10 protein-coding genes are annotated in these 11,548 nt (G+C 71.4%); 9 read left to right on the top strand and 1 reads right to left on the bottom strand.

Features of this window, described 5'->3' with window-relative positions; all coding sequences use genetic code 11:
- The first annotated feature begins 140 nt into the window (after positions 1–140).
- The 3 genes from H5J26_RS08905 to H5J26_RS08895 are packed head-to-tail and all read left to right on the top strand — an operon-like array spanning position 141 to position 2,539.
- Positions 141–1,079 carry a M56 family metallopeptidase gene (locus H5J26_RS08905; protein WP_181765197.1) on the top strand — a complete coding sequence of 313 codons (939 nt, stop codon included), beginning with the start codon at positions 141–143 and terminating at the stop codon, positions 1,077–1,079.
- A gap of 33 nt (positions 1,080–1,112) precedes the next feature.
- Positions 1,113–1,847 carry a phosphatase PAP2 family protein gene (locus H5J26_RS08900; protein WP_181765196.1) on the top strand — a complete coding sequence of 245 codons (735 nt, stop codon included), beginning with the start codon at positions 1,113–1,115 and terminating at the stop codon, positions 1,845–1,847.
- The gene (locus tag H5J26_RS08895; protein ID WP_181765195.1) at positions 1,844–2,539 is read left to right on the top strand and encodes an HAD family hydrolase; all 696 of its coding nucleotides are present in this window, start codon (positions 1,844–1,846) and stop codon (positions 2,537–2,539) included. Before H5J26_RS08900 ends, H5J26_RS08895 begins: the two co-directional genes overlap by 4 nt.
- Before the next feature lie 123 nt (positions 2,540–2,662).
- On the opposite strand, the gene H5J26_RS08890 is transcribed toward H5J26_RS08895, so the two are convergent.
- On the bottom strand, positions 2,663–3,172 hold the full coding sequence (locus H5J26_RS08890; RefSeq protein ID WP_181765194.1) for a hypothetical protein: 510 nt from the start codon (positions 3,170–3,172) through the stop codon (positions 2,663–2,665).
- Positions 3,173–3,501: 329 nt separating this feature from the next.
- Here H5J26_RS08890 and H5J26_RS08885 point away from each other — a divergent pair, with 329 nt between their 5' ends.
- The 6 genes from H5J26_RS08885 (at position 3,502) to H5J26_RS08860 (ending at position 11,416) form a co-directional block, all read left to right on the top strand.
- Positions 3,502–6,228: a patatin-like protein gene (locus tag H5J26_RS08885; protein WP_181765193.1), complete on the top strand. Its 2,727-nt coding sequence runs from the start codon at positions 3,502–3,504 to the stop codon at positions 6,226–6,228.
- A gap of 327 nt (positions 6,229–6,555) precedes the next feature.
- Positions 6,556–7,242, top strand: coding sequence for a TetR/AcrR family transcriptional regulator (locus H5J26_RS08880; protein ID WP_181765192.1), 687 nt, complete (start codon positions 6,556–6,558; stop codon positions 7,240–7,242).
- 153 nt (positions 7,243–7,395) lie between these two features.
- Entirely contained in the window at positions 7,396–8,505 is a 1,110-nt protein-coding gene (locus H5J26_RS08875; RefSeq protein ID WP_181765191.1) for a WD40/YVTN/BNR-like repeat-containing protein, read from the top strand.
- Between the two features lie 52 nt (positions 8,506–8,557).
- The gene (locus tag H5J26_RS08870) at positions 8,558–9,235 is read left to right on the top strand and encodes a uracil-DNA glycosylase (protein WP_181765190.1); all 678 of its coding nucleotides are present in this window, start codon (positions 8,558–8,560) and stop codon (positions 9,233–9,235) included.
- Positions 9,232–10,317 carry an N-acetylglucosamine kinase gene (locus H5J26_RS08865; RefSeq protein ID WP_419183772.1) on the top strand — a complete coding sequence of 362 codons (1,086 nt, stop codon included), beginning with the start codon at positions 9,232–9,234 and terminating at the stop codon, positions 10,315–10,317. Before H5J26_RS08870 ends, H5J26_RS08865 begins: the two co-directional genes overlap by 4 nt.
- Before the next feature lie 109 nt (positions 10,318–10,426).
- Entirely contained in the window at positions 10,427–11,416 is a 990-nt protein-coding gene (locus H5J26_RS08860; protein ID WP_181765189.1) for a hypothetical protein, read from the top strand.
- The last annotated feature ends 132 nt before the right edge of the window (positions 11,417–11,548 follow it).

Genomic DNA, 11,548 nt, shown 5'->3' with positions numbered 1-11,548 from the left:
AGCAGGTACGCGAACTCATCAGAGTTGACGGTCTGGAGCCCGGCGACCGGTTCCCGATGCTGCTGATGCTGTGAGGCATCCGTCACTTCTTCATGGGCGGACGTACCGTCCTGCGGCGGGCGGCTCATAGTGTGGGGCCCATGATGGTCGCGCTGGCACTGCTCGTCCTGGCCGGACTGGCCGCCGCTGTGGCACCCCGCGTACTGGCTCGCTCGTCATGGCCGGAACGCGAACCGGTTCTCGGGCTGTGGGTGTGGCAGTGCGTGGTAGCCGCCGTGCTGCTGTGCTGCACGCTCGCCATGGCACTCTCGGCCGCCGCCTCATGGCAGGTCGTACGGGGGCAGGTCTTCGCACCGGCACCGAACGGCGTCGAGGAGGCGTACGGCTTCGGGTCGTACGGCCCGTGGGCCGGATCACTCGCCGTCCTGCTGGCCTGCGGCGGCGCGTGGACGGGCGCCATGCTGCTGCGCGAGGTCCACGAGGCACGCGCACGCCGGCAGCGCCGCCGGGACGAACTGCGCCTGCGAGCTCCGCGGCTGCCCGGTGAGGAACCCCACGAGGGTGAGCGGCTGGTCGTGCTGGAGGGCAGGAAGCCCGACGCGTGGTGGATGCCCGGCAGCGCACCCCGGCTGGTCGTCACGACTGCCGCGCTGCGCAGGCTGCGTGGGCGGCAGCTGGACGCGATCCTGGAGCACGAGCAGGGTCACGCACGTGCCCGGCACGACTGGCTGCTGCACTGCTCCTCGGCGCTGGCGACGGGCTTCCCGCGCGTTCCGGTCTTCGCCGCGTTCCGCGACCAGGTGCACACGCTCATCGAGATGGCGGCCGACGACACGGCCTCGCGGCGCTTCGGCAGGCTGACCATCGCCCTCGCGCTGGTGGAACTCAACGAGGACAGCGGGGTGTTCGGCCCCTGTCCCACCCCTCTCGCCCAGGTGCCGCACCGGGTGCACCGGCTGCTGACCGGCACACCTAGGCTGCCGGTGAGCCGCCGTCTGCGTATGACAGCGCTCGCCGCGCTGGTCCCCGCCGTGCCCCTGCTGGTGGCTTTCGTCCCCGGACTCTCCGCGCTTCGATAGCCGCCGACGTCTCCCCCGGGTGAAGATCGACCCATGTACGGAAAGCCCCACGCTCACTCCGCGTCGACGAACTCCCCCGTGCCCGCCGCGCCATGGCTGTGGACGGCGCTGGGTCTGAGCGTCGCCGCCTTCGCCCTCGTCGTCATGGTCGCTCTCAACTGGCACCCGCTGCTGGATGCGGACCGGGCCTTGGCCGACTGGACGCACGCGGGGGCCCTCGCTCACCCGGACTGGACCGAGGTCAACCGCGTTCTGTCCGACTGGGTATGGGACACGGTGACCATGCGGCTCGTGATCGCGGCGGCCGCCGTGTGGCTGTGGCTGCGCGGCGACGGCCTGCTCGCCCTGTGGTGCGTGGCGACTTCCGCCGTGTGCACGGGAGTTCAGCAGGGGCTGAAGGTTCTGATCGACCGCGAACGTCCCGAGTGGCATCAGCCGGTCGACTCGGCGCACTTCGCAGCGATGCCCTCGGGCCATGCGATGACGGCCGCGGTCACCTGCACCCTGGTCGCCTGGCTGGTCCTGCGCTCGGGGGCCGCAACTCCCGTGAAGGGAACGGTGCTTGTCCTCGCCGTCCTGTCGGTCCCCGGCGTGTGCCTGACGCGGATCGTGCTCGGCGTGCACTGGCTGTCCGACACGATCGTGGGGGCACTGCTGGGGGTGTCACTGGCGGCGATGGCCGTCGGCCTGTGGAACACGGCGGTGAACAGAGGGACTTGGCCGGCGCGCCGTACCAACACCGGGGACACGGCAAGGGAGGACGTATGACGGCCAAGGGTGTGCTCTTCGACTTCTCCGGAACGCTGCTGCGCGTGGAGCCGACGCTGCGGTGGCTGCGCGCGGCGATGGCGGAGACCGGGATCGCCGTACCGGCGGAGGAGAGTGCCGCCCTGGCCCACCGGCTGGAGTCGGCGGGGGCGCAGCCGGGCGGGGCGTCCCCGCAGTCAGTACCGCAGGAGCTGCGGCTGCTGTGGGAGCAACGGGACGAGGACGCCGCCAAGCACCGCGCCGCCTTCACGGGGCTCGCACGGCAGGTCCCGCTGCCTCATTCGGACCTCTACGACGCGCTGTACGAGCGCTCCAGGAAGCCCGACGCCTGGCAGCCCTACCCCGACACCGCCGAGGTGCTGAGCACGCTCGCGCAGCGGGGAGTGCCGGTCGCCGTGGTCAGCAACATCGGCTGGGACCTGCGGCCCGTCTTCCGTGAGCACGGGCTCGCGCCGTACGTGCGGGACTACGTGCTCTCCTACGAACACGGCGTCCAGAAGCCCGACCCCCGGCTCTTCCTGGCCGGCTGCGCGGCCCTGGGCCTGGCGCCGCAGGACGTACTGATGGTCGGTGACGAGGAGCGGGCCGACTCGGGTGCCGCAGAGATCGGCTGTGCCGTCCATCTGGTGCGTCATCTCCCGCCCGGCGAACGCCCGGACGGTCTGCGGCCGGTCCTGGCGCTGGCCGGCTGAACGGCCGGGGCAGTAAGGCACGGTCCGGCGACGCCGTCACCCGGCGCGAGATCCGCCTGCCCGGGCTGTTGCCGTCCGCACGCTGACCGGTGCCCCCGCCCGGCCTCCCGTCCGCGCCGAGCTCTACGGCTTGATCACGTCCGTGTGGATGGCGAGCTTGAGCTGGGCGTGCACGATGGGTGTGGCGATCTTGGCGTCGTCCTTGCCGCGGGCGGAGATCTTCAGACCGACGGGTACGTCGCGGTGGACGAAGAACTGCCACATGTAGGACTTGTACTGGCCGCCGCCCGTCTCAGCCGCGTCGGTCGTCGCCGTCGAGTCGTAGCCGTCACCGAGTGGGTCGCGCACGAAGCGGGCGCGGTACTCGTGGGGGTCGCCGTCCTTCGCCCAGTGGACCATCGCGGAGACGACGCCCCAGCCCTCATGGCTGGGAAGGATGAGCCCCGAGCGGGGGTGGGGGAAATCCTCCGGATCACCGCCGCCGTTGGCCGGGTCGTGCATCTTCCAGGGGTCGTAGGACTCCCCGTCGTAGGGGAAGCGGACGAGGTGGTAGCCGTCCTCGTCGTACTTCACGTCCTGCGGACCGGAGGACTTTCCCGCGTCCCAGATGAGCGAGACCACCGCTAACGGCATGAGCTCTCCTAGTGAGCTGCTGAATCGGTGCCGTACGACGGGAGAAGGAGGCCGCCCCTTTCGGACACGGCGTTCTCACCACGATCGTTCACCATTCTATTGAACGGTCGAGCACGCAACAACGGTTCGGGAAGCGCCAGTTCGGCCGTCGGGGCGCCGGGAGAGCCCGCTCGGCGGACCGCACCTCCGGGACGTGGGGCAATTGACGGAACCTTGCCGCGTTGCGCGTGCCGAGCGGGCGGCTCGGCTCCGTCCGGCGGTCCCATGGGCGCATGGATGCGACGGATGAAGCGAGGGCCCGCGGGGGCAGGGCGAGAGCGGAAGTGAGGGTGGCCGCGACATTCACAGGCGGGGTCAGCCTGTCGGTGTGGATGGGCGGCGTCGCACGGGAGATGAACCTCCTCGCTGCGGCGAGCCGGCCGGAGGTGTTCGCGGCGCCGGAAGCCGCGGCGGACAAGCAGGTGAGGGAGAAGTACGGGAAGCTGCTCGACCTGCTGGAACTGGACTTCAGCATCGACGTGCTGTCCGGCACGAGTGCCGGCGGCATCAACGCCGCACTCCTGGGGGCGGCGAACGTACGGCACCGGGATCTCGGGATGCTGCGTGACCTCTGGCTCGAACAGGGCGCTCTCGACCTGCTGCTGCGTGACCCGTCGGAGTCGGCACCGCCGTCACTGCTCCTGGGCGACGACGTCCTGCTCGACGGACTCCGGGAGGCACTCGCCGAACTCGTCGGGGACGCCGAACCGCGCATCGGGGCGGACGAGGACCCCACCCGTGTGTTCATCACGACCACCCTCCTCGACGGCGAGGAGATCACCTTCACGGACGACTACGGCACCGCGATCCACGACACCGCTCATCGGGGCCTGTTCTCCTTCACCGCCGAGCAGCTGGACTCCCCCGGCGTCGTGGACGCACTCGCGCTCGCCGCGCGCAGCAGCGCCTCCTTCCCAGGGGCCTTCGAGCCGGCGTTCGTTCCGGTCGGCGAGCCCGGCACGGACGGGCACCCGGACATGGCTCCCCATGTGGGCCCCGGTCTGAGAACCCAGTTCTGCGCGGACGGCGGTCTGTTGGCGAACCGTCCGCTGGGTCCGGCGCTGGAGGCCGTCTTCGAGCGCGGAGCGAGCAGCGAGGTGCGCAGGGTCCTCGCGTACGTCGTGCCCTTCCCCGGCAAGGCCGAGGAGACTCCCGTCCGCCTGCAGGAGGACGTCCCGGCCCTGGGAGCGGCTCTGCTCGCCGATGTGGCCGCCGTGCGGTCACAGAGCATCACCTCCGAGCTGAAGGCCGTACTCGCCCACAACGCCCAGGCCCGCTCCCGGGAGAACTCCGAGAGCCGCCTGGCCGCGCTGGCCGGGGCGCGGGGCGACCTGGGTGCGGGCGGCCTGCTCACCGAATACCGCGACCTTCATGCTTGTGGGCTGGCCCGTACAGCAGCGAACGAGACACTGCGGCAGCTTGTCGCGACCGGTCGCAGAGCTGCGGACGGCAGGCCCGCCGGATTCGGCACGGATCACGAGGACCTCACCGAGGCGGCGGCATCGCTGATCAAGGAGGAACTGCCGGCTTCGCCCGCCGGGGACGGCGCACTCTTCGGCGAGTTGGCCCGCTTCGGCCGGCCGGCGTTCGACGGAGCCAAGGCGACGGTGCTGAGACTGCTCCGCGGCGGCTTCGAGGCCACCCGCTCCGATCCGACCGCTCGTGTGGCCCTGGGCGGCTTCGTGGAGCAGGCACATGCGGCGGCGGGCCACGCGGCGTCCGTGCCGGCGAAGCCACGTCTGTCGCGGGATCTGATCGCCTCGCTTCCCGGCAGCGGGCCGCTGCCCATGGACACCGTCGCCAGGCTGACCGGCAGCGACGCGTGGCAGCAGGCCGTTCGCTCCCTCGTGCCCGCCGCCTCCGCCCGCACCGGACTCAGCACCGCCTGGGAGCAGCTCGCGACAGTGGTGGTGGAGGCCCGCGAACTGTTGCGGAACCTGCTCTCCTCCGACGACGGAGATCCTCTCGAAGCGGTCCTGACCCACTTGAGCGGTCCGGAACCGGAAGGCACACCGAGGGACGCCGCGGTGAGGCACGTGGCCCGGCGTCTGTTCGATCTCCAGGCCGCGCAGCAGGTCATGTATCCGCAGGAGCCGGCGGCCCGGCAGATCGTCGAACTCGTCCAGATGAGCGCCGAGACGCGCACCGACCTCGATCCGCGCAGCCTGCCGAGCGAGAAGCTCACCGGCCGCCAGGTCCACAACTTCGGGGCCTTCTACAAGAGTTCGTGGCGCGCGAACGACTGGATGTGGGGACGTCTCGACGGTGCGGGCTGGCTCGTCCACCTCCTGCTCTCCCCCAGGCGTCTGGCACAGCTCGCCCCTTCGGGTGAGAAGGAGCGGGCGGCATTTCTGGAACACCTCACCGCGGGCCTGCAGGAGATCGTCGGCGAACCCGTCCCCGCTGAGGTGGCGGACGAACTGGAAGGCGTCGCCTCGAACTCGACGCCTCCCCCAGCGACGCTCAAGGCCTCCCGGTGGGTGGCCAAGGGGCTGCAGGCGCGCATCGCCCTCGAGGAGCTGTGCTTCGTCGCGAGGCAGGCCGTGCAGGACAGGGACCGCGATCACGCCTCCGGCGAGGAGCTGGAGACCTTTCTCGACATGCAGGGGGCAGCGGACCCCGCGCCCCGGGATCCCGCTGCGGTGCTGGCCACGGCGCAGCGCCTCCTCCACGCGTGCCAGGTCTCCCGGGAGACCTTCGACGGCGAGATGCACACGCCGCCGATGAGACTGACGGTCACGCGTGGCGCGGCGGTTGCCGCCAATGCCGTGCGAGCCGGAGTCGGAGGCCGCTGGCGTGTGATCGCCCCCGTCTTCGGCTCGGTGGGTGGAATCCTGCGGGTCACCCATCAAGGGCAGCGGCTCTACGAGCACGGCGCGAACTGGTTCGGGGCGCAACGGGGCCGCCTGAGCTCGGTGTTCACCTCTCTTCGGGGCACGTCCGCGACGGCGGTGAGGCACATCGGGACGGCCGGGCTGCTGGAGGGGCGTGGAGACGGAGCGAAGGGGCGTGACTGAGGCGCCGGACGGGCAGTAAGGGGCCGTGAACCGAACGTCTCCCCGGGGGCCTGAGCAGGCCTGTTCAGCAGTCGCAGCCGACGGGCGGAACTGCGGTCGATCTCCCCGGAAGCTCTTACGGGGAGCTGTGACCGATCTCGCTTCAGATCACCGACACGGCAGCGCACGGACATGTTGGGGTGGAAGCACCCGTGTAAATACCGGTATTGGGCGATCCCCCGTGTCGCCCAATACCGGTGGCCGCACCGGGCGCCGCCTGGTCGGGGCTGCGTCCGAAGTCATGCTGAGTATATTGGCTGTGAGCCAGTCAACCCAGGAGCTAACAGGATGTCCCCTCGGAGCGCATCGGTCAATGAAGAATTGCGCAGACGCTCACGCGATCGCCTGCTCCAGGCGACCGTCGATCTCGTCGGCGAGCGCGGCTTCGAGGCGACCACGCTGGGTGACATCGCCGACCGTGCAGGTTCGGCACGCGGCCTGATCTCCTACTACTTCCCCGGCAAGAGGCAGCTCTTCCAGTCGGCTGTGCACCGGCTGATGCACCTCACGTTGGAGGAGGCCCTGGAGCGCCGTCCCGCGCCGGAGGGCGCGCAGGCCGGCTCCGAGTCGCTCGCACGCGCCATCGACGCGATCCTCGGCCTGGCAGTCGACCGTCCCGTGCTGATGAGGGCCCACATGGCAGGGATCCTTCAGCAGGAAGGGTTCGTCCAGTGTCCTGAGCAGCAGCGTCTGGCGATCTTGCTGCTGGAGACGGTGCAGCGCTACGGCTCGTCCGACCCGCACGCCGACTATCCGCTGCTGCGCGCGCTGTTGATGGGTGCCGTCGTCGCCGTGCTGCTGCCGGGTGCGCCGATGCCGATGGCCCGGCTTCGTGCCGAGCTCTTCGACCGGTACGGGCTGGACTGGGAGTTGGGCTCCCCGCCGGAAGCGGTCTCACCCGTCCTCGTACGGCAGCTGCCCGCCCGTCGCCTGGAGGAGCAGCTCGTCCACGTCCAGCCCGCGCCGGAGGCGTGAGGGGCGGGGACCGGCAGCGTTTGCGGCCACCCTCCGAGAGATGCACGGCGCACTCTCCGACCTGCACCGATGTCCGGTGCGGAGTCATTGTCGGCGGCCGGGTGCAGACTGATCCGTACCTCAGACAACGGCGTCACGGAGGCGGGATCAGGCATGACAGACGTAGTGCTCGCGGTAGGTACAAGGAAAGGGCTGTTCCTTGCCCGGAAGGCGGCGGAGAGACGGCACGCGGCCGACTGGAAGTTCGAAGGGCCGCACTTCAACGCCCAGGCGGTCTACTCGGTCGCGTTCGACACCCGGCGTGCGTCCGGGCCGAGGGTGCTCGTCGGCGGCGACAGCTCACACTGGGGCCCGTCGGTCTTCCACTCCGACGACCTGGGCGCCACGTGGACGGAGCCGCCCGAGCCGGCGGTGAAGTTCCCGCAGGACACGGAGAGTTCGCTGGAGCGGGTCTGGCAGCTGGAGCCGGGTGGAGCCGACGAGCCGGACGTGGTCTACGCGGGCACCGAGCCCGGTGCGCTCTTCAAATCGGAGGACGGCGGCGTAAGCTTCGACCTCATGCGCGGGCTGTGGGAGCACCCCTCCCGCAAGGACTGGGTGCCCGGAGGCGGCGGCCTGGGCCTTCACACCATCCTGGTCGACCCGAGGGACGCGCGCCGGGTCACCGTCGCGGTCTCCACGGGCGGCGCGTACCGCACCGGGGACGGCGGCAAGAGCTGGGAGCCCTGCAACCGCGGTGTCGAAGCGGTCTTCCTTCCGGAGAACCAGCGCTTCCCCGACTACGGGCAGTGCGTGCACAAGGTCGCGCGGGACGCCGCCGACCCGGACCGGCTCTACCTCCAGAACCACTGGGGCGTCTACCGCAGCGACGACGCCGGGACGAGCTGGACGTCCATCGGAGACAGCCTGCCCTCGGACTTCGGCTTCCCCGTGGTCACGCACCCCCGCCGCGGAGGCGTCGCGTACATCTTCCCGCTCAACGCCGACTCCGACCGCGTCCCGGCGCAGCGGCGCTGCCGCGTCTACCGCACGGACGACGCGGGAGCGAGCTGGCAGGAGATGGGCACGGGCCTGCCGGAGAGCGCCCACTTCGGTCCGGTGCTGCGTGACGCCATGTGTGCCGACGCGGCGGATCCCGCGGGCATCTACTTCGGCAATCGCAACGGCGAGGTCTTCGCCAGCGCGGACGAGGGGGAGAGCTGGCAGCAGTTGGCCGACCATCTGCCGGACGTGCTGTGCGTGCGCGCGGCGGTGATCGACTGAGTGGCGCGTACGGGCCCGGAGCAGCCTCGCGGAGCCAGTAGAGTAACCGCCCGTGGCTGCACGACCGTTGAACGAGATCGTCGAACCGGGCTGGGCCAAGGCGCTGGAACCGGTCGCTGAAAAGGTCGCCTTCATGGGCGAGTTCCTGCGCGCGGAGATCGCAGCGGGCAGAACGTACCTCCCCTCGGGCGCGAACGTCCTGCGTGCCTTTCAGCAGCCCTTCGACGAGGTGCGGGTCCTCATCGTCGGGCAGGACCCGTACCCGACCCCGGGTCACGCCGTCGGCCTTTCGTTTTCGGTCGCCCCGGAGGTACGGCCGCTGCCGGGCAGCCTGGAGAACATCTTCCGGGAGATGCACAGCGACCTCGGTCTCCCGCGCCCCTCGAACGGCGATCTGACTCCGTGGACCCGGCAGGGTGTGCTGCTGCTCAACAGGGCGCTGACCACGGCGCCCCGCCAGCCTGCGGCTCATCGCGGGAAGGGCTGGGAAGAGGTCACGGAACAGGCCATCCGGGCTCTCGTCGAGCGGGAGCGGCCGATGGTCTCCGTTCTGTGGGGGCGCGACGCCCGCAACCTCCGCCCGCTGCTGGGCAGTCGGCCCGTGGTCGAGTCCTCCCACCCCTCCCCCATGTCGGCGGACCGCGGGTTCTTCGGCTCGCGTCCCTTCAGCCGCGTCAACGACCTGCTGGCCCAGCAGGGAGCCGAGCCGGTGGACTGGCGGCTCCCGTGAGCGAGCCGGGGCCGGTGTCAGGCGAGGCCGTGGACCCGGCCCCGCGCGGGGGTGACGGACCTGGGGCCCTGGTGCTCGGTGCCGACTCCGGCGGGTCGGGGCTGCGCATCACCCTGGCCGTGGTCCGACGGGGATCCCCGCCTCGGGCGGTGGGCGCACGCACGTCGGCGGAGCCGGTCCGTACGGGCCCCGGGGGCATCGACGCCGGACACATGCTGGACCAACTCGTGCCTGCCGCCCGTGAACTGCTCGCCGAGGCCGCGGAGGCATCCGCCCGGAACGGCGCACAGGACATCGCCGAAGCTCCTGGCGAGGCCGGAGGCCTGAGCGCGGTGTGCGTCGGTGCCGCCGGAATGGCCACCCTCGGGGGGCAGTTGCGCGCCGAGCTGCCGTCGGCCCTGAGACGGGAGTTCGGCGTACGCCACATCGCACTGGCCGCCGACGCCGTGACCGCGTACGCGGGAGCCCTCGGCGAGCTGCCCGGAGCCGTCGTCGCCGGCGGCACCGGCCTGATCGCCATGGGCACGGATCTCAACTCCTGGCGCCGCGCCGACGGTTGGGGGCATCTCCTGGGCGACTGCGGGGGCGGAGCCTGGATCGGGCAGGCCGGGCTCCAGGCCGCCATGCGCGCGTACGACGGCCGGGCCGGCGGCTCGGCGGCCCTCCAGGAGCGCGCGGAGGCGGTCTTCGGGGCGCCGTTGAGCGGGCTGCCCGGCTCTCTGTATCCGCGTACGGACCGGCCGGCGGTTCTCGCGTCGTTCGCGCCCGAGGTCGCGCGCTGCGCCGGGGACGACCCCGTAGCGGACGGAATCCTGCAATGCGCGGCGGAGGAGATCGCCACCGCGGCGGCGGCCGTGTGCCCCTCACAGGAGCCGGCCTCCGTCGCTCTGACGGGTGGCCTCTTCCGCCTCGGCCGGCCGCTTCTGGAGCCGCTCATGAGCCGGCTGGCGGACCGGCTGCCGCTGGCGAGCATCCTGGACCCCGCGGGCGATCCGCTGGACGGCGCGCTGCTCATCGCCGCCCGGCTGGCTTCGGGCGGGCTGCGGTTGCCGGAGGATTCCGCACTGCTGTCACTCAGTTGAAGAAAGACTGTTAAACGCCCACAATTCCCCCGAGGGACGAATCGGGCATACCCGTTGACTCTCCCCCGCCCGAACGGAGGGGCCCCGCAAGGGGTTAACATGCGGGCGCATGAGCTCCCCCACTGACCCGGACAACGGCCTGCCAGTACGAATGCCACGTCCACGCAGGCCCGGACGACACCGCAAGCCGGAGCCCGTCGTCGCACCTGAGAACGCCCCTGCGCTGGTACTTGCCGTGCCCGGCACGCCGTCCGGCACCATCCGCAGCCTCGCCGAGGAGATCCTGAGCATCGCCCGCTCGGAGCTTCCCGGCATGGATGCGCGCATCGGTTACGTGGAGGGTGACGGCGAGGAATTCCCGACGCTGGACGGAGTCCTCTCGCAGGCCGCCGCCGAACAGCAGGCCGCCGCGGTACGCGCTGCCGAACTGGCCGCCATCGAGGCGTCCGAGGACGGCGAGGCGTCGGAGGAGGCCACTGCCGCCGCTGCGGCGGACGCCCAGTCGGCGGCCGAGGAACGTCTGGTCGCCGTGGTCATCCCGCTGCTCGCCGGCCCGGACGCCGCCCGCATGCGGCAGATACGGCAGGCGGTGCTCTCCAGCGGCACGGGAGCGGAACTCACCGATGTGCTGGGCCCGCACCCGCTGCTCGCCGAAGGCGTGCACGTGAAGCTCTCCGAGGCCGGTCTCGCACGCGCCGACCGCGCACGGCTCTTCACCGTGGCGACCGCCGCGGACGGCATAATCCTCGCGACCGTCGGCGGGGAGGAGGCGGTGCAGGCGGCCGGGATCACCGGCATGCTGCTGGCCGCGCGCCTCGCCGTCCCCGTCCTCGCCGCCGGCCTGGACGAGGAGGGCGCCGTCGCACGCATCGCCGAGCAGCTGCGCGAGTCGGGGTCCACACAGCTGGCCGTCGCGCCCTGTCTCATCGGTCCGGAGGTCTCCGAGGGGCTGCTGGACGCCGCCGCGGCGGAGGCGGGCTGCGCGGTCGCCGAACCGCTGGGTGCCTATCCCGCGGTGGGCAAGCTGGTGGCGTCCACGTACGCGGCCAAACTCGGTATCGCCCAGCAGCAGTCGCCTCAGGGCATGGCGGCGCGCTGACGGCACGCGCCAGGGGGCAGAGGACGGCCGGCTTGAGTGCCGGTCCGGAGCGGAGGCGGTGGCCAGTCGGGGAGGACGGGACGCCGCCTCTTCGCTGCCGTGCCGGTGCTTTCCCGGACGGGGAGGCCGCCG

Origin of the sequence: Streptomyces albidus (ex Kaewkla and Franco 2022) (genome assembly GCF_013870515.1) — a bacterium.
Classification (GTDB): Bacteria; Actinomycetota; Actinomycetes; order Streptomycetales; family Streptomycetaceae; genus Streptomyces; species Streptomyces albidus.
Note: the sequence above shows the minus strand (reverse complement) of the source record. Positions and strands in the feature narration are given on the sequence as shown.

Bases quoted from the DNA above. Each gene is read 5' to 3' on its own strand.
- H5J26_RS08900 (WP_181765196.1), top strand. From the start codon at position 1,113: ATGTACGGAAAGCCCCACGCTCACTCCGCGTCGACGAACTCCCCCGTG.
- H5J26_RS08895 (WP_181765195.1), top strand. From the start codon at position 1,844: ATGACGGCCAAGGGTGTGCTCTTCGACTTCTCCGGAACGCTGCTGCGC.
- H5J26_RS08875 (WP_181765191.1), top strand. From the start codon at position 7,396: ATGACAGACGTAGTGCTCGCGGTAGGTACAAGGAAAGGGCTGTTCCTT.
- H5J26_RS08905 (WP_181765197.1), top strand. From the start codon at position 141: ATGATGGTCGCGCTGGCACTGCTCGTCCTGGCCGGACTGGCCGCCGCT.
- H5J26_RS08890 (WP_181765194.1), bottom strand. From the start codon at position 3,172: ATGCCGTTAGCGGTGGTCTCGCTCATCTGGGACGCGGGAAAGTCCTCC.
- H5J26_RS08880 (WP_181765192.1), top strand. From the start codon at position 6,556: ATGTCCCCTCGGAGCGCATCGGTCAATGAAGAATTGCGCAGACGCTCA.
- H5J26_RS08860 (WP_181765189.1), top strand. From the start codon at position 10,427: ATGAGCTCCCCCACTGACCCGGACAACGGCCTGCCAGTACGAATGCCA.